The 18,127-nt window shown below is 55.8% G+C and carries 12 protein-coding genes, 1 tRNA gene and 2 pseudogenes; 8 read left to right on the forward strand and 7 right to left on the reverse strand.

What is annotated here, in order from left to right; all coding sequences use genetic code 11:
* The first annotated feature begins 9 nt into the window (after positions 1-9).
* Positions 10-618 (forward strand): adenylyl-sulfate kinase, encoded by a 609-nt coding sequence (cysC, locus tag ACVBEG_RS26400; RefSeq protein ID WP_322182556.1) that lies wholly within the window; start codon positions 10-12, stop codon positions 616-618.
* Between the two features lie 16 nt (positions 619-634).
* On the opposite strand, the gene ACVBEG_RS26405 is transcribed toward cysC, so the two are convergent.
* Both ACVBEG_RS26405 and ACVBEG_RS26410 read right to left on the reverse strand, forming a co-directional pair.
* Positions 635-1,390, reverse strand: coding sequence for an anti-sigma factor family protein (locus tag ACVBEG_RS26405; RefSeq protein WP_322182554.1), 756 nt, complete (start codon positions 1,388-1,390; stop codon positions 635-637).
* Positions 1,383-1,895, reverse strand: coding sequence for a sigma-70 family RNA polymerase sigma factor (locus tag ACVBEG_RS26410; RefSeq protein WP_322182551.1), 513 nt, complete (start codon positions 1,893-1,895; stop codon positions 1,383-1,385). Before ACVBEG_RS26410 ends, ACVBEG_RS26405 begins: the two co-directional genes overlap by 8 nt.
* Before the next feature lie 162 nt (positions 1,896-2,057).
* Here ACVBEG_RS26410 and ACVBEG_RS26415 point away from each other — a divergent pair, with 162 nt between their 5' ends.
* From ACVBEG_RS26415 to ACVBEG_RS26440, 6 genes and pseudogenes are all read left to right on the forward strand, one after another.
* Positions 2,058-3,029 (forward strand): metallophosphoesterase family protein, encoded by a 972-nt coding sequence (locus ACVBEG_RS26415; protein ID WP_323569092.1) that lies wholly within the window; start codon positions 2,058-2,060, stop codon positions 3,027-3,029.
* 13 nt (positions 3,030-3,042) lie between these two features.
* Positions 3,043-3,357: a cupredoxin domain-containing protein gene (locus tag ACVBEG_RS26420; RefSeq protein WP_447108425.1), complete on the forward strand. Its 315-nt coding sequence runs from the start codon at positions 3,043-3,045 to the stop codon at positions 3,355-3,357.
* A 954-nt stretch (positions 3,358-4,311) separates the two neighbouring features.
* Positions 4,312-4,479: pseudogene (locus tag ACVBEG_RS26425) on the forward strand (HAMP domain-containing protein); the annotation flags it as partial.
* 342 nt (positions 4,480-4,821) lie between these two features.
* Positions 4,822-5,337 (forward strand): annotated as a pseudogene (locus ACVBEG_RS26430) (methyl-accepting chemotaxis protein); the annotation flags it as partial.
* A 90-nt stretch (positions 5,338-5,427) separates the two neighbouring features.
* Positions 5,428-7,050, forward strand: coding sequence for a methyl-accepting chemotaxis protein (locus tag ACVBEG_RS26435; protein WP_322182543.1), 1,623 nt, complete (start codon positions 5,428-5,430; stop codon positions 7,048-7,050).
* Positions 7,051-7,139: 89 nt separating this feature from the next.
* Positions 7,140-8,378: an HD-GYP domain-containing protein gene (locus ACVBEG_RS26440; RefSeq protein ID WP_447108426.1), complete on the forward strand. Its 1,239-nt coding sequence runs from the start codon at positions 7,140-7,142 to the stop codon at positions 8,376-8,378.
* 94 nt (positions 8,379-8,472) lie between these two features.
* Here ACVBEG_RS26440 and ACVBEG_RS26445 read toward each other — a convergent pair.
* The 5 genes from ACVBEG_RS26445 to rpsU all read right to left on the reverse strand — a co-directional run bounded on the left by ACVBEG_RS26445 (position 8,473) and on the right by rpsU (position 16,889).
* A tRNA-Ile gene (locus ACVBEG_RS26445) sits at positions 8,473-8,549 on the reverse strand.
* 15 nt (positions 8,550-8,564) lie between these two features.
* Entirely contained in the window at positions 8,565-12,308 is a 3,744-nt protein-coding gene (locus ACVBEG_RS26450) for a bifunctional diguanylate cyclase/phosphodiesterase (RefSeq protein WP_322182506.1), read from the reverse strand.
* A 129-nt stretch (positions 12,309-12,437) separates the two neighbouring features.
* Entirely contained in the window at positions 12,438-14,291 is a 1,854-nt protein-coding gene (rpoD, locus tag ACVBEG_RS26455; protein ID WP_322218292.1) for an RNA polymerase sigma factor RpoD, read from the reverse strand.
* Between the two features lie 67 nt (positions 14,292-14,358).
* The gene (dnaG, locus tag ACVBEG_RS26460; protein WP_447108427.1) at positions 14,359-16,308 is read right to left on the reverse strand and encodes a DNA primase; all 1,950 of its coding nucleotides are present in this window, start codon (positions 16,306-16,308) and stop codon (positions 14,359-14,361) included.
* Between the two features lie 365 nt (positions 16,309-16,673).
* Complete coding sequence (rpsU, locus tag ACVBEG_RS26465) at positions 16,674-16,889, reverse strand: 30S ribosomal protein S21 (RefSeq protein WP_002551877.1); 216 nt, start codon at positions 16,887-16,889, stop codon at positions 16,674-16,676.
* A gap of 187 nt (positions 16,890-17,076) precedes the next feature.
* Here rpsU and tsaD point away from each other — a divergent pair, with 187 nt between their 5' ends.
* Positions 17,077-18,102 (forward strand): tRNA (adenosine(37)-N6)-threonylcarbamoyltransferase complex transferase subunit TsaD, encoded by a 1,026-nt coding sequence (gene tsaD / locus ACVBEG_RS26470; RefSeq protein ID WP_322182498.1) that lies wholly within the window; start codon positions 17,077-17,079, stop codon positions 18,100-18,102.
* Positions 18,103-18,127: the final 25 nt, after the last annotated feature.

The raw sequence follows: 18,127 nt of genomic DNA on the forward strand, positions 1-18,127 counted from the left end.
ATTCGGACGATGAATAACAACCTGACCGCCGTACCGCACTCGCTGACTGCGTCGGACCGCAACGCGCATTACGGCCATAGCGGCGCGGTATTGTGGCTGACCGGGCTCTCCGCTTCGGGTAAATCCTCTTTGTCCATGGCGCTGGAGTTCGCCCTGACGGAGATGGGGTACTCCTGCTATGTGCTTGACGGTGACAACGTGCGCAGAGGCCTGAATGCCAATCTCGGTTTCAGCGCCCAAGACAGAACCGAGAACATACGGCGAGTGGGGGAGGCTGCGGGCTTGTTTGCCGACGCGGGCTTGATTTGCATCACCGCGTTCATTTCCCCTTACCGAGAGGACCGTGCGCGTGCGCGTGATTCGATCGGGCAGATGTTTCACGAAGTGCATGTCGCAGCCGACCTGGCGACGTGCGAGGCCCGCGACCCCAAAGGGCTGTACAAGAAAGCGCATGCTGGCGAGCTGCTTGAATTCACCGGTGTCAGCGCGCCGTATGAAGCGCCGGAACATCCTGAGCTGACCCTGGACACGGGTAATGAATCGATCGCTGCGAGTCTGGAGAAGCTGGTTAACTACGTGACAGGTCATATCCCCCTCCGTAAACCGTCACGGAGCTGATCCTCAGCCGCTAAACCTACAGGCCCTTTCGAGTCAGTTGGCCCAAGACTTCCAGTTGTTGTTTGTCCAGATCGGAGACGATGATGAAACGCATGTGGTTCTGGCGCCAGGACACGATGTTATAGCCACGTTTTGATTGGCTTTGCAGTCCACTGTCTGCTTGTGTCGTCGGGACAACAAATGTGTTGATGATGTGTTTGTCATGGCGGTAGGAGAGTGCGGCTGCGGTCTGATGCTGCAGATAGTCCAAGCGTCCACCAAGGAGAGGGAATCCCTGGGCGGAGAAGTCATACACTGGGGGTGAAAAATCAAGTTTGCCAGTAAACCAGGGTTTGACGATGTGTTTGTCGGAGGAAGCGATATCCATTAAATGCTCGCCCATGAGTGAGCGTACATGGCTTGAGACGGCTTCATCCGCCCAGATGTCGTCACTGGACGGGGTTTGTGCATAGAGGAATAGTGCTGCCGAAAATACTGCGGCCGACAAAACGGGGGCGCCCCAGTTGCATATCATCTTCCAGGCATTTGTCTTGGAAGAGGGCGGCGATTGAAGGCTGGAGCGTATGCTTTCGATAAGCGACACGGGCGCTCTGTAGTAGGGGGCGTGTGCCTTTACGGCGCTTGTCAGTCGTTTCATTTCACCAAGCCGCCGCGTACATTCGGAGCAGCCCACCAGATGCTCGGTAAGCCGTTCCTGCACTGGCGTTTCCAGCTCGTTGTCCAGATAGCCGTGCATCAGCGTATGGCACAGACCACAGTTCATATCATTCATGGCGGTACAACTTCATAAATTCAGTTTTGAGCATGGCTCGCGCACGTGCCAACCTCGACATGACCGTTCCCAACGGTACGTCAGTCACCTTCGCAATATCCTTGTAAGGCATGTCTTCCAATGCCTTTAAAACAATCACCTCACGGAACACCGGTGGCAAGGCCTTAAGCGCCTGCTGAAGGAGCACGATATCCTCCGCGCGTATGGCATCAATCTCCGGCGTCAGCGCATGACTGAGCGCCATATCATCTTCTGATATGCCTTCACCTATCGCGACCCATCGGTGGCCTGCCGAGGCCTTGAGCCAGTTATAGCTTTCATTGCGGACAATGGTCAGTAGCCACGCCTTGGCATTCCCGTCTTCAAAACGATGAAGGAATTTAAACGCCTTTAAAGCGCTTTCCTGCACAACATCATGTGCAGCACTTTCGTTGGCGGTGAGCCACCGGGCGAGGTTGTAAGCCGCGTCCATGTGGGGTGCTAACAGCTCATCAAAACGCTTCATATCGGCTGCGTGGCTCAGTCTCATCTCGTTATCAACTCTCATTCGGCCGGTTTTATTCCCTCATGCCGCAATATTTTTGATCGTGGAATAAAGATGCCCCTTCGCTAGTTATAGACCCTGACAGCCTGTTCACTACAAACCACACCTTCTTGAGGAGTCTTTATGAAAACGGGTCCGAACACACCTGAAGACGTGACCGATGAACGCCACGGTCTTAGCCGAAGAGAACTCTTGAAATGCTCGGCGTGGGCGGGCGCGGGGGTGCTATGGGTGATGAGCGGTGGCATTCCGCGTGCATTTGCATTGGATGATGCCGGGACGGTATTGAACGGAGGGGGACTGGCCAGTGATTTTCACTTTGTACAGATTAGCGACACGCATATCGGGTTCAACAAAGAAGCGAACCCCGAGCCGCTCAAAACATTACAACTGGCAATCGACAAGGTCGTCGCCCTGCCGAAAAAGCCCTCACTCATTTTGCACACAGGTGATATTACCCATCTCTCTAAAGAGGAAGAGTTCGACACCGCCGATCAGGTGCTGAAGCGCTTGCCGTCGACTGTGCACTATGTACCGGGCGAGCACGACACGCTTGATGAAGGTGGTGGCAAAGCGTATCTGGCTCGCTATGGCAAAGGCACAAAAGGCAACGGGTGGTACAGCTTCGATGACCATGGTGTGCATTTCATTGGCCTGGTGAATGTCTTTGATTTTCAGCCAGGTCGTGAAGCGACTCTTGGTGCTGATCAGTTGCAATGGTTGGCAGATGATTTACGCGCGGTAGCAACCAGCACGCCTGTCGTTGTGTTCACACACATCCCCCTGTGGACTATCTATCAGCCTTGGGGGTGGGGAACCGAAGACGGTGATCAGGCGATCGCAATGCTTCGAAAATATGGCTCGGTGACGGTCCTCAATGGCCACATTCATCAAGTCATTCAGAAGGTCGAGGGAAACATCACGTTCCACACTGCGCGCTCTACGTCATACCCTCAACCGGCTCCAGGCACTGCCCCCGCCCCCGGTCCTATGACCGTGCCTGCGGATCAGTTGCGTAATTATCTGGGGATCACCGACGTCAAGGCGACACAGGGCGATCACCCGTTGGCATTGATCAACTCAACGCTTGTTTAATGAACGTAACCCTATGAAAAAATATGCGCAGATACTTGCCCTGAGCGGTTTTTTGACCTCGGCATCAACGTGGGCGCAAGACATACAAATCGACATAAAAGAGTTCATGTATTCGCCGAAGGAGCTAACGGTTGCGGTTGGCACAAAAGTGACCTGGGTGAATGATGATCAGGTGCCCCACACGGTCGCTGAAGTGAATAAGGTGTTCCGATCAGGGGCACTGGATACCGGGGACTCTTTTTCCTACACGTTCTTGATACCCGGCACATTTGAGTACTTCTGCGTCTTGCATCCACAAATGATCGGGAGCGTCAGGGTGACTCAATAGGGGGGTAGGTGCTAGATGGCAAGGCCGTCACTGTGAACCCTCTGAAACGCAGAAAGCCGCGCAATGCGCGGCTTTCATGGCGTGAATGAGTCAGGTCCGGCAGTAGCGTCGGCTTCTTGCGCTGTCCTTAGCTGCCTAATCAGTTACGAAATGTGTCATTTGTTTCTGTGCAGCACTTGTACAAGTTTTTGTTTTTGTATAGCTTTGCTGCAGGCGGAGCAGAAAAAAGAAAATGGGCACTTTCTTCACGGCTACTTTTTATTCGTACGACGTAGTGCACGTTTGTTTCAATATAAGCGGGCTTGAGTATTTAAATAATATGACACTCTTTGCAGGCTTGGCGTTGTCATTCCACCTCTACTTGCACGAAGGATTAATGTTTTGAAGTTCAACATCGCACGCTTGATGCTCGGTAGCGCGACCGTACTCATCCTTGTCGCGCTGGGTCTCTCATTGTGGACGTCCTACCAAGTCAATCGGCTAGACGATTTGGGCAGCCAACTGGAGAAACTCAGCGAGGCTCAGGAAGGCGCGCAAGAACTGCGTTATCACACGGCGCAGGTGCAGCAGTTCTATACCGACGCCAGTTTGACCGGCGACCGAGAAGCGGCCAGCGAAGGCCACCAGCATTTCCAGCAGGCTCTCGAGAAGCTGATTGAGCTGAAACGTCTGGTTCCGGAACTGAGTCGCGAACTGGAGGCTGCGCGAGAGCCGATGGAGCGGCTTGATAACGTCGGCGAACAAATGTTTCAGGCGTACAGCGTTTCAGGCAAAGTCGCTGGCGATAAAGTAATGGAGGCGTTTGACAGGCATTCGGATGAGGTTATCCGCAGCTTTGCGGCCCTTCACGGACCCTTGGCTGAAAACTACAGAGCCAACCTGAGCATAACCGACACAGTGCGAGGGTCTCTTAAAGTTAACAATTTGTTGGCCTGGGCACTGGTGTTGGTGTTGATGCTTGGCACGCTATGGCTGATCAGTCGCCGCGTGCTGCCACCGCTAAATCACTTGTCGCGTTCATTGCGGGATTTGAGTGCAGGAACAGGCGACCTTAGCCATACCTTACATCAGGACAATGACGACGAAATCGGTGAAGTGGTCGCTGACTTCAATAAGTTTGTGGTTGGGCTGCGTCTGCAAATATCGACCGTGGCTGAAGTCGGTAATACCTTGGGTCACTCCTCTAACCAACTGGTCGATGACGCACAGGCTGCCGAGCAAAGCGCTGAAGTATTGCGCGTCGAAATTGAACAGGTGGCCACGGCTGTCAATCAGATGGCCGCCACTGTTCAAGGGGTTGCATCCAATGCCAAGGCCAGCTCCGCACAAACTGGCGATGCCGACCGCCAAGCGCAGGTGGCAATTGGTGTGATCAACCAGACAATTGCTGACATCCACACGTTGGCCCATGAGGTGCGGGGAGCGGCCGAGGTCATTCAAGCCCTGGAAACGCACTCGCGATCCATTGGTGGGGTTCTGGAGGTTATCCGCACTATTGCCGAACAGACCAACCTACTGGCGCTCAACGCCGCCATTGAAGCTGCGCGTGCGGGCGAACAAGGGCGCGGTTTTGCTGTGGTCGCCGATGAGGTGCGGACGCTGGCGAGTCGAACGCAGGCTTCAACCCAAGAAATTCAAGGCATGATAGAGCGGCTGCAAAATACGTCCAGGCAAGCAGTAAAGGTCATGGAAGACAGTTGTGGATATGCCGAAAAAGGTGTCGCGCAGGTTGAGTCAGCGGGGCAAGCTCTAATCAGTATCAGCACGCTGGTGGCATCCGTTTCGGAGATGAGTTTGCAGATCGCCGAGGCCGCACGCGAACAATCGACAGTCAGTGACGAAATCAACCAACGCATCAGTAATGTGGCCGACGTGGCGGGGCGGACTGCCAAGCTGTCTGAAAGCACACTGGCCCGCGGAAAGGCTGCCGGTGAAGATGCCAGGCGGCTAGGACAAATCGTGAGTCAGTTTAAACTTTGATGGGCTGTGTTTGACACAATATTCACATCAACGATGTCACGGTGGAATTACCGTGTAAGTGCGTCACCTAACAACAATAAGGTACTTATCATGACGCTAAGAAATATCAGACTGACTACAAGAGCACTCCTCAGTTTTGGCATTATCTGTCTCCTCCTGGTAGGGCTTGGTGGCACAGAACTCTATAAAATGAACGCCATTAATACATCAGCGCTTGATCTTCAAACCGACTGGTTACCCAGTGTGCGCCAAGCCTCGAGGATCGAAGCCGCCGGGCTGCTTTATCGTCTTGATGCACGGCGTTTCGTTATGGATGACGACCGCCAAAGTGCCAGTTCACGAGAAAAGTTGAACGCGTTGAAAGCGACGTTGACACAGCTTTCCGACGCGTATGCTCCGCTTGTTTCCAGTCCCAAAGAAGGGGATAAATATAAACAAGTCAGCCGCAACGTCGCGGCATACGAAGCCAAAATTGACGAACTCATGGAACTCAGTAAAACGAAGCCTGTTGCTGAACTTACAGTGTTCATCCGCGACATCACCAGTCCTTCGGCAAAAGCGTTGCAGTCCTCAGTTGAGGACTTGATCCGTCTGAATGAAGACGGCGCTGAGCTGTCGGGCCAAAGTGCACGTGAAAGTTTTGACAGTGGATTGACGCTGACCATCATGTTTGTCGTTGTCGCGGTTATTATCACGGTCCTAGTGGCGGTTGCGTTTACTCGCAGCATTACTGTGCCTGTTCTGGCGCTGCTGGGTGCCACTAAGCAAGTCGCCGCAGGGGACCTGAGGGCCACCGTAGAGGTCACGGGTTCAGATGAACTGACGGACCTTCAAACTGCGACGGCGGCGATGCTTCTAAGTCTTAAAACTACGATCCAGCATATCTCTGACTCCTCCAGCCAACTGGCCTCCGCCGCAGAAGAGATGAGCGCGGTCACGAAGGAGTCGACCGCCGGCATCCAGCAACAAAGTATGGAAACCGAGCAAGCGGCGACCGCTGTTAATGAAATGACAGCCGCCGTGGAGGAGGTCGCGCGCAATGCCGTTTCGGCATCGCACTCGACGCAGGCGTCCGAGCGCTCGGCTAAAACCGGGCAGGAAAGAGTTAGTCAGACCATTGGCTCGATTGAGAAGCTCAATTCGAGTGTCGATCAAACCAGTACTGAAGTGGAAGATCTGGCCCGGCAGGCTCAGGACATTGCCAAGGTACTTGATGTCATTCGTTCAATCGCGGAGCAAACCAACCTGCTGGCATTGAATGCCGCCATTGAGGCCGCACGTGCGGGCGAGCAAGGCCGTGGATTTGCTGTCGTAGCCGATGAAGTCAGGGCGCTTGCGCATCGTACTCAAGCGTCTACCCACGAGATCGAGCAAATGATCCAGGTCATACAGGCCGGGTCGCATAAAGCGGTGCAATCGATGAAACAAAGCAGCGGAGACGCGACGGCCACGCTTTCGATTGCCCATGAAGCCGGGGTTGCCATATCGGAAATAGCGGCGGCCATTTCCGATATTAATGAACGGAACCTGTTGATCGCGACAGCCTCGGAAGAACAGGCTCACGTGGCGCGATCAGTGGATCAGAACCTCGTCAGTATTCGCAACCTCTCCATCCAGAGTTCATCGGCGGCCAGCCAGACATCGGTGGCCAGTGGTGAGCTTTCCAGGCTCGCGGCAGACCTGAACAGACTGGTGTCGAGATTTACTGTTTAAACGGATGACCGGGGACCTTTCAGGGACCGGTTTAATTGACATTCCGTAGATCGGTAGTGCCCACGTTTCATTACAGGCCGGTGTTCATCGTGCTTAGACGTATTGCAGTTACCGAGCTCTGCCTCGGGATGTACATTCATAAGTTCTGCGGCTCATGGGTAGACCACTCTTTCTGGAAACCCAGCTTTCTGCTCAAAAGTGAAAGCGAATTGCAGCGGATTCTCGCATCCAATCTCTCCGAGTTGTGGATTGATACGGACAAGGGGAGCGACACAGGCGCGGCTCAAGTATCTGAGACAAGCGATACAGCGACTCAAACGCCTGCGCAGGTAACAGAGGGCTTTACGCTGCCTCAAGTCTCCATGCAGGAGGAAATATCACAGGCGCTGAAGCTGTGTTCTCGCTCCAAGGCAGCCGTTGTCGAGATGTTCAGTGATTTGCGCATGGGCCGTGCTGTCGAGCTGGAAGGCATAGGCGGACTGGTTGAGGACATATCCAACTCGTTACTGCGTAATTCTCATGCGCTGATCAGTGTGGCGCGCTTGAAACAGTCCGACGAATACACGTACATGCATTCGGTCGCTGTTTGCGGGTTGATGATTGCGTTAGCCCGCCAGCTGGGTTTCCCGGCCGATCAGGTCAAGGAAGCCGGGATGGCGGGATTGCTGCATGACGTGGGTAAGTTGGCTATACCCATTGCCATACTCAACAAGCCCAGCAAACTCAGTGATACCGAGTTCGATACCATGCGCGGCCACCCCGAGGCTGGCGCAGAGATGTTGCTGGGGAGCCGACACTTCAGTTCTCTGGTACTGGATGTGTGTCTTCACCATCACGAAAAATACGATGGCAGTGGTTACCCTCATCGGCTCGCGGGCGAGCAGATCAGTCTGTTTGCCCGGATGGGAGCCGTCTGTGATGTCTATGACGCGATAACGTCTGATCGCCCGTATAAAAAAGGCTGGTGCCCTGCGGACTCAATTCGAAAAATGGCCGAATGGAACGGCCATTTCGACAAGAAAATATTCCAGGCATTTGTCAAATGCATCGGCATCTATCCGGTCGGCACCTTGGTTCGCCTGGAAAGCGGACGCATCGGTGTGGTCATTGAGCAGCATGACAAGTCGCTGCTGATACCGAAAGTGAAGGTGTTCTTTTCGGCTCGATCCAGAATGCCCATTGAGCAAACCATAGTGGATCTGGCCAAGCGGGCGGTGGAGGACAGAATTATCAGTCGCGAGAAGGTTGAAGATTGGGGCTTCAAAGGCATCGACGAACTTTGGTCAGGCCTGGAGGCCAGCAAGACATCACATTTCGACCCCAAGTAGAAAGGCCTGCAATGAGGCGTGGCAGGAGTCCATTCCGAGCCAAGCCCAATGGTGTCCAAAAACACAAAAGCCGCGCAGTGCGCGGCTTTGAGTATGGTGGGCCCAGTAGGACTCGAACCTACGACCAAGGGATTATGAGTCCCCTGCTCTAACCAACTGAGCTATAGGCCCTCAGTAGGTCGCGGATTATAACGATGGTTTCCCTGCTGTGCTATCCGAAAAATCCGAAACGTTCATAAGAAGAAACCTCGTACAGAATTCTTCGGCGCGCAGGGGCAGGCTGACGATGAAGCCCTGGATTTGTTCGCAGCCTTCCTGTGCAAGGAATTCCTGCTGCTCGAGGGTTTCTACGCCTTCGGCGATGACGGTTAGTTGCATGCTGCGTCCCAGGGCGATGATGGCGCGGACGATGGCGGCGTCGTGTGGGTCGTCGGGTAGGCCGCGGACGAAGGATTGGTCGATCTTCAGGATGTCCAGTGGCAGGCGTTTGAGGTAGCTGAGGGATGAGTAGCCGGTGCCAAAGTCGTCGATGGCGAGCTGGACGCCGAGCTTTTTCAGTTTGTGCAGCACGGCGAGTGCGTCTTCGGCTTGGCTCATGATGAAGTTTTCGGTGATTTCCAGTTGCAGGCAGCCGGGCTGGAGATCGAACTCTTTGAGCAGTTGCTCGATGCGTTGCAGCAGGTTGGGTTGGCGCAGCTGCATGCCGGCCAGGTTAACCGAGAGCGGTCCGAACGGTTTGTAGCTTTTGTTCCACTCACACATCTGGCGGCAGGCGCTTTCCAGAACCCAGTCGCCGATCTGCAGGATCATGCCGTTTTCTTCGGCAAGGGGGATAAAGTGCTCCGGGGGCACGTCGCCAAGTGTTGGATGACGCCAGCGAATCAGGGCTTCAGCACCCACCAGCCGCTTTGACAGCAGGCACAGTTTCGGTTGGTAGCTAAGGCTCAGTTCGTTGCGCTCCATGGCGCGCCTGAGCTCATGTTCCAGCGCAATTCGCTCGCTGGCTTGTGCGGTGAGGTCGCGGGTATAACTTTCGACCCGGTTGCGCCCTTTGGCTTTGGAGCGGTACATCGCGGCGTCGGCATTTTTGACCAGTGTGGCGACATCGCTGCCGTCTGCTGGGAAGAGGCTGGTGCCGATGCTCGCGCTGATAAAAAACTCGTGTTCGCCTGCCTGGAACGGCGCGCCGAAGCACGCCAGTAGTTTGTTCGCGACGGTTTCGGCGTCGCCGGGATGCAGGAGGCCGGGCAGCAGGATGATGAACTCATCGCCTCCCAGGCGTGCGACGGTGTCCACGTCGCGCAGTTGCTCTTTGAGGCGCAACGCGATGCCTTTGAGCAGCAGATCACCCACCGGGTGCCCAAGGCTGTCGTTGATGTGTTTGAAGCGGTCCAGGTCGAGGAAAAGCACCGCGCCCTGGCCACAGACTTCCTCGCTATGGCTGAGCGCTGCTTGCAGGCGACTCTCGAACAACGTGCGGTTTGGCAGGCCGGTCAGGGGGTCGTGGTGAGCCTGATAATCGAGGCGTGCCTGTGCATGTTTGAGGCTGGAAATATCGGCGAACACCGCGACAAAATGGGTGATGATCTGCTCGGGGTTACGCACTGCGCTAATTGTCAGCCAGCTTGGATAAAGCTCGCCGTTCTTGCGCCGATTGCTGATTTCACCCTGCCAATGCCCTTCGTCCGTCAGCTGGTACCACATGGCGGCATAGAAGGCGCTGTCATGCTGGCCTGACGCGAGCAGGCGTGGGGTCTGGCCGATGGCCTCCTCTTCGCTGTAACCGGTGATTTCAGTGAACGCGCGGTTTACGGCGCTGATGTTCTGTTGGATGTCGGTGATCAATACGCCCTCGGCCGTGCTCTCGAATACGGTGGCGGCGAGTTGCAGTTTCTCCTGCATTTGATGGCGTTCGGTGATGTCGCGGGCGATAGTCAGAAGGCAGTCTTCACCGCCGATCGGCAATGGCCTCGCGGACACTTCACACAGCCTGACCTGACCATCCCTGCGGCGAATATGGCTGCTGAAATCGCGAACGAAACCGTCGCGATTGAGCTGTTCGATCATTTGAGCGCGCTCGTTCAGATCGACCCAAATCCCCAGATCAAGGGTCGAGCGATCCAAAGACAGTGCGCTGTTGTAGCCGGTGATCCGGCTGAAGCCTTCATTGACTTCAATCAGCAGGCCATCGCTTTGGCGGGTGATGAGCAAGCCATCGGGCGAGGAGTGGAAAGCTTTGGCGAATTTCTCCTCGGATATTTGCAGTTGTTGTTGCGCTTCTTTGAGTGGACTGATGTCGCGTACTACGACCACGAGGGCCGGTGTCGAGTCGAGGTCAAATGGCTCGGCGGATATCAGGCCGGTGAACAGACGTCCGTCCAGGCGGCGAAAGGGCATTTCCAGATTGCGGATACTGCCGCCCTGCAGGCGCATCAGCAGGCTTGGACCAATGCCGGGCACGCCCCAGATATTGAGCTGGGTTGCAGTTTTGCCGATGACCTCCCCGGCAGTGATACCGACTTGTTCTTCAAACGCTTTGTTGGCCTCGAGCAGGCAGCCGTCGGACAGGCGGGCGATCACCAGGATGTCCGGGCATTGCCTGAACACCGAGGCGAACTTCTCTTCAGAGAGGCGTAGAGCGGTTTCGGTTTGCTTGGTTTCGCTGATGTCGATCATCAGGCCGCGCATTACCGGTTCGTGGCCATGCTCGATCAAGCTGACAATATTCCGTACCCAGAGGGTCTTGCCGTCGGCTCTGATGACGCGATAGTCGAGGTTGTGGTCCCTGCGTAAACAGGTCTCCTGATTGCAAAATCGCTCGGCCTCTTCGATGTCTGCCGGGTGCACGATGCTCCGCCAGAACCCGGGCTTGAGCCAATCGGCCAGTGGGTAGCCGAGCAGCTCCTCCGCGTGGGGGGAGACATAGCTGTAGGTGTAATCGCTCATGCTTGCTTCCCAGGCGACGGCCGAGAGGCTCTCGACCAGCCCGCGATAGTGGTATTCGCTACTGCGTAGCTCTTGTTCCAGATTCACTCGCCGCGATATTTCCGAGCTCAGTCTGCGATTGATGCGAATGACCACGATGAGCACGGTTGACAGCAACAACAGCCCGGGAAGCCCGTAGCGCAGGAAGTTCTGCCAGAACCTGGGGTGATCAAGCACGCTGCCCACCCAACGCTCCTGAATGCTGCTGATTTCTGATGGACTCAGGTCGGCCAGAGCTTTATCCAGGATACCGGCCAACAGGGGTTGATCATGCGGAACGGCCATCGCCAGTTGATAGCGATACGGTGTCTCACCGCTTACGTAGATACCCCCAAGCTTGAGTTGACGCATGCTCCAGACGCTGGACGCCAGATCGCTCACGACGGCATCTACCTGGTCTGCGGCCAAGGCCTGCAGGGCTGAGCCGACGTCGGGCAGCGCGACCAGGTTTAGATCGGGATGATGGGTGCGCAGGAGTTCGTGAGGCGCATAGTTATCGACGACGGCAACTTTAAGGCCGTAAAGCTCTTGCAGGTTGTGCGGGTGTACGCTGCCTTCATGGGCAAGAATAACAATCGGGAAATCCAGGTAAGGGCGGGTAAACGATAGATAGCTCTGGCGCTCCGGCGTGGACATTATCCCTGGCAGTAAATCTATTTCACCTCGTTTGGCTTTGTTTAAAACCTCATTCCATCCGACCGGCTCGATCGGTTGCAATGAGACGGCGAGCCGCTGCTCGATAAGTGTGACGTAGTCCGCCGCAAGCCCTTGATAACGTCCGTTTTCATCGCGAAACTCAAAAGGCGGCCATGTGGCGTCTACGCCGAGGCGGAGCTCTTTGTGTGAACTAAGCCAGGTATGTTCCTCATCAGACAGGGTCAAGGCGTTGGCCGTTACTGTTGCGCCGATCATGTAAAAGAAAATAATGGCCGACAGTCGTGGCATGGCAGCCTCAATTAGGCAAAAGGGTGTAATCCGAGTGTAGTCGGGCGCCGCAGGGGGTGGGCAAACTTAATTCTGCACAATGCAAAACCCCCAGCAAGGCCGGGGGTTTTGTTGTATCGGGTCTACGTATTACTCGTCGAGGAACGAACGCAGGTGTTCGCTTCTCGTCGGGTGACGCAACTTGCGTAGCGCCTTGGCTTCGATCTGACGAATCCGCTCGCGGGTTACGTCAAACTGCTTACCGACCTCTTCCAGCGTATGGTCAGTATTCATGTCGATGCCGAAGCGCATGCGCAGAACCTTGGCTTCGCGAGCGGTCAAGCCCGAGAGCACTTCGCGCGTCGCTTCCTTGAGGCTTTCGACCGTGGCGACATCGATTGGCGACTGCATAGTCGAGTCTTCGATGAAGTCACCCAAGTGCGAATCTTCGTCGTCACCGATCGGGGTTTCCATGGAGATCGGCTCTTTAGCGATCTTCAATACCTTGCGGATTTTGTCCTCAGGCATTTCCATGCGTTCGCCCAGCTCTTCCGGGGTCGGTTCGCGACCCATTTCCTGCAGCATCTGCCGGGAAATACGGTTGAGCTTGTTGATCGTCTCGATCATGTGCACCGGAATACGGATGGTGCGTGCCTGGTCGGCAATCGAGCGGGTAATCGCTTGACGGATCCACCAGGTGGCATAAGTCGAGAATTTGTAACCACGACGATATTCGAACTTGTCCACCGCTTTCATCAAGCCGATGTTGCCTTCCTGGATCAGATCGAGGAACTGCAGGCCACGGTTGGTGTACTTCTTGGCGATGGAGATCACCAGACGCAAGTTGGCTTCAACCATCTCTTTCTTCGCGCGGCGGGCTTTGGCCTCACCGATCGACATGCGACGGTTGATGTCCTTGATCTCGGAAATCTTCAAACCTGTTTCGGTTTCGAGTGCGATCAGCTTTTGCTGGCAACGCTGGATATCCGGTTGCAGGCGACCAATGGCTTCAGCATATTTGCCTTTGCCTTTAGCCAGCGCATCGGTCCAGCTCTCGTCGACTTCATGGCCAGGGAACAGGCGAAGGAAATCGGCGCGTGGCATACGTGCATCACGTACACACAGCTGCATGATGGCGCGTTCCTGAGCGCGCAAGCGATCAAGTGCACTACGAACCCGCTCGACCAGGCCTTCAAACTGTTTAGGAACCAGTTTGATCGGCATGAACAGCAGTGCCAGTGCAATCAGCTCGGCGGTTGCCTGCTTGCTGCCACGGCCGTGCTTTTTCAATGCCTTGCGGGCAATTTCCATTTGATCGGAAACTGCACCGAAGCGCTGCTGAGCAACGATAGGATCCGGACCGCTTTCGACTTCTTCTTCGTCGTCGGTTGCGGTTTCGTCCTTCTCTTCCTCTTCGTCATCACCTTCGGCAGCTTTCGCTGTTTTCGGGTCGACAGGCGGCGGCACTTCGGCTGGCGGCGCAATGCCGTCATCCGGGTCGATGTAACCGCTCAGAACATCGGAAAGACGCCCACCTTCGGTCGTGACTCGTGTGTATTCGGAGAGAATATGGTCAACCGTGCCAGGGAAGTGCGCGATTGCGCCCATCACTTCACGGATGCCCTCTTCGATACGTTTGGCGATTTCAATTTCGCCTTCACGGGTCAGAAGCTCAACGGTACCCATTTCGCGCATGTACATGCGCACTGGGTCAGTCGTGCGACCGATGTCGGTCTCGACCGCTGCCAACGCTGCGGCCGCTTCTTCAGCGGCTGCCTCGTCGGTATCGGCGTCGGCCAACATAAGGGCGTCCGCATCCGGCGCGCTCTCGTGTACGGGAATCCCCATGTCATTAATCATGCGGATGATGTCTTCCACCTGTTCCGGATCTGAAATATCCTCCGGCAGGTGGTCGTTGACCTCTGCGTAAGTCAGATACTTCTGCTCACGACCCAGGGTGATCAACTCTTTGATACGAGACTGCTGTTGCGCTTTTCCGGACATAACACCCTATCCACTGAAGGTCTTGGCGGGCAAAAAACAAGCCGAGGATTATACCCGAGCTATGACCTCACGCGCCAGTTGAGGTCGGGGTTTGTGCAGGAACTTTGCGTTTTAACAGGTTGAGCAGCTGGACTTTCTCTTCCGCACTCAACCCTGTTTGACGTTCTTTCCTGATCAGATGTTCCAGGCTACGCTCGCGTTGGCGGGCGGATAAGCTAGTTATAGTGTCGAAAAACTGTTGTTCAAGGTTGTCGGCCTCAATCAGCCATTCTTTCTCTGCTAATGCGCGTAACAATCGGCCTTGTTCGGTGCCATGCCAGCGCGCAATCAGTTGAAGTGAACGCAATGTGGGGTTTTTCTGCAGTGCTTCAAGCAGAGAAACCAGTAGCTGCGCGTAAATATGGTCTTCTGCGGCCAGTTGGCTGGCATCTTCGACTTTCGCTGCCAGTTGCGGGTGGTGCAGAAGTGTTCTGAGCGCGGTCAGTGTCGGTGGTTCCACCGTCGCAGGTGTGCGTGGGCCGCGAGGCTCGAAGTCAGGCCGTTTGCCTTTCTTGTCCCAGGGCTTTTTATCCCACTTCTTTTGACCGCCGGCTTTCTTTGGCGTCCATTCCGGCTGTGCTTCGTAGGCATTGTGAGGCTGATAATCAGCGTAGTCGGGAATGGCGTCGTAATCTATGTTCGGGTCATAACTGGGTGGCGCTTCTGCGGGTGCGCTCTGCACCAACTGATGAACGGCTTCACTGTTGAGGCCGGTAATTTCACTCAAGCGCTGACGCATGAGGGTACGTAAATTGGCGCCCGGTACCTTGTCGATCAGCGGTGCGGCCAGGGTCGCCATGTGGGCCTTTCCCTCCAGCGAGCGCGGGTCGGCTTCTTTAGTCAGTTGCTCAAAGAAATAATCGGCCAGCGGCTGCGCATGCTGGTTGATCCGCGCCTTGAATGCGTCGGTTCCTTCCGAGCGGACCAGCGTATCCGGATCTTCGCCTTCAGGCAGGAACAGGAAGCGCGCGCGACGTCCATCCTGAAGGCTCGACAGTGCCGCTTCCAGTGCGCGCCAGGCGGCATTGCGGCCTGCCTGGTCACCGTCGAAGCAGAACAGCACGTTGGGCACTACCCTGAAGAGTCGCTTAAGGTGCTCTTCGCTGGTCGCCGTTCCCAGCGTGGCGACGGCATTGCGCAAGCCTTGTTGGGCGAGGGCGATGACGTCCATGTAGCCTTCAACCACGATGATTTCATCGAGGTTGCGGTTGTACTTGCGCGCTTCGAACAGGCCGTAGAGTTCCTGTCCCTTGTGAAATACCGGTGTTTCCGGTGAGTTCAGGTATTTGGGTTTGTCGTCACCCAAGACTCGACCGCCAAACGCAATGACCCGGCCACGACTGTCGCGGATCGGGAACATTACGCGGTCGCGGAAACGGTCATAGCGCTTGCCGGTCTCGGCATTTTCAATCAGCAGGCCAGCGTCGATCATGGCCTTCTGCTGCAGTGTGTCACTGCTCAAATGCTTGTACAGGTTGTCCCAGCCGGGTGGAGCAAATCCCAGGCCGAAATCGCGCGCGATCTCGCCGGACAGGCCGCGGCCTTTCAGGTAGTCCACTGCGGATTTGCGCGTCGGATGGCTTTTAAGGGCTTGACGATAAAACTCGGCGGCTGCCGTCAGGAGCGGATACAGCGGTGAGTCGGTCGGCTGGCGTGGCTTTTGACCTTTGACACCCTGTTCGTGCGGGACTTCCATGCCGGCGGCTTTGGCCAGTTCCTCGACGGCCTGGGGAAAATCCAGGTTGTCGTGGTCCATGATGAAACCGAGGGCATTGCCGCCCGCGCCGCAACCAAAGCAGTAATAGACCTGTTTGTCCGGGCTGACGCTGAACGAAGGGGTTTTTTCTTTGTGGAATGGGCAGCAGGCGCTGTAATTCTTCCCGGTTTTCTTCAATTGCAGACGTGAACTGACAACATCGACGATGTCGGTGCGGTTCAGAAGGTCGTCAATAAAGCTCTGGGGAATTAGCCCGGCCATGGCGTTCTCATCATCAGGCGGCCCGCCAGCAAAATCGTGGCGAAACTAAAACGTAACTACAATTGGCCTTTGCAGACCATTGTGTTCACTAAACTGACATGGGGAGACGCTGCCCTGATTGAGCTTCTTTCGAAGATCAGCGAGGCGTGCTCGTCGTGTGCCTTGATTCGTTCGTCAGTGTAGACGCGATCAACGCAGCCTGAATCAGACTAGACGTGCCTTGACGGGATTTGTCTGAGACGCAGTTGACGTGCACCTGCGGCTTAGACAGCCTCTGTCAATGAATCTTGAGGCTTGATGTGCAACTGCCGGCAGCCCGGCTTTGAGGCCGGGCGTGGCAGAAACTTGCGACGGACGTCTGTAAATTAATACAGACGGACGGCACGGCGCTGTTCGCGCTGTACTTTCTTCGCGTGACGCTTAACAGCAGCAGCTGCTTTGCGTTTACGCTCCGAAGTCGGCTTCTCGTAAAATTCGCGGCTACGAACTTCAGCCAGAACACCGGCTTTTTCGCAGGAGCGCTTGAAACGACGCAGAGCTACGTCGAAGGGTTCGTTCTCTTTAACTTTGACGGCTGGCATCCAGAGCTACCTTCATTCATTACCGGGGTCAACGACTCGTGCAAAAACTGCACATAAGTTCGTCGGTTTTTAAGGGTTGCGGATGTTAACCCCTCATTGAGAGGAATGCAAAGCCTCTGATCGAAAACCGCTAGTCGGGGGCTGGAGTGGCGACTATTATGCGCGCCTTCGAATAAGGCGCAAACCCATGCTAGTACTGGGATTAGAAACCTCCTGCGACGAAACCGGTGTCGCACTTTATGACAGTGAACGCGGCCTGCTGGCCGACGCATTGTTCAGCCAGATCGACCTGCATCGCGCGTACGGCGGGGTTGTACCTGAGCTGGCTTCGCGTGACCACGTCAAGCGTATGCTGCCGCTGATCCGCCAGGTGCTGGCTGAAGCGGACTGTGTCGCCACCGAAATCGACGCCATTGCGTACACCGCGGGTCCGGGTTTGGTCGGGGCGTTGCTGGTGGGCGCTTCCTGCGCTCAGGCGCTGGCCTTTGCCTGGGGCATTCCAGCCTTGGGCGTGCATCACATGGAAGGGCATCTCCTGGCGCCAATGCTCGAAGAGCAGCCGCCAGAGTTCCCGTTCGTCGCTTTGTTGGTTTCCGGCGGCCACACGCAGCTGGTTCGGGTCGATGGCATCGGTCTTTATCAAGTGCTGGGCGAGACGCTGGATGATGCCGCCGGTGAGGCGTTCGACAAAACTGCGAAGATGATGGGCCTGCATTATCCGGGCGGCCCTGAGATCGCGCGACTCGCGAGCCGGGGCGTGGCAGGGCGTTTCGTCTTTCCGCGGCCAATGACCGACCGGCCAGGCCTGGAGTTCAGCTTCAGCGGCCTTAAAACCTTCGCCTTGAACACCTGGCATCAGTGCCAAAGCGCTGGAGACGACGGTGAGCAAACCCGTTGCGACATCTCTCTGGCCTTCCAGCATGCGGTGGTAGAGACTTTGACCATCAAGTGCAAGCGCGCCCTCAAGCAGACCGGCCTCAAGCGTCTGGTCATCGCTGGCGGCGTCAGTGCCAATACAGCGTTGCGCCTGTCGCTGGAAAAAATGCTCGGCGAACTGCATGGCAATGTTTTTTATGCGCGGCCCGAGTTCTGCACCGACAACGGCGCGATGATTGCGTTTGCCGGTTGTCAGCGTCTTTTGGCGGGGCAGAAAGAGGATTTGAGCATCAGTGTGCAGGCCCGCTGGCCGATGGAGCAGTTGTCGGGGCTGTAGCGGCGTCAACCTGAGTCTGGCTCAT

This window comes from Pseudomonas sp. GG8, assembly GCF_052976945.1.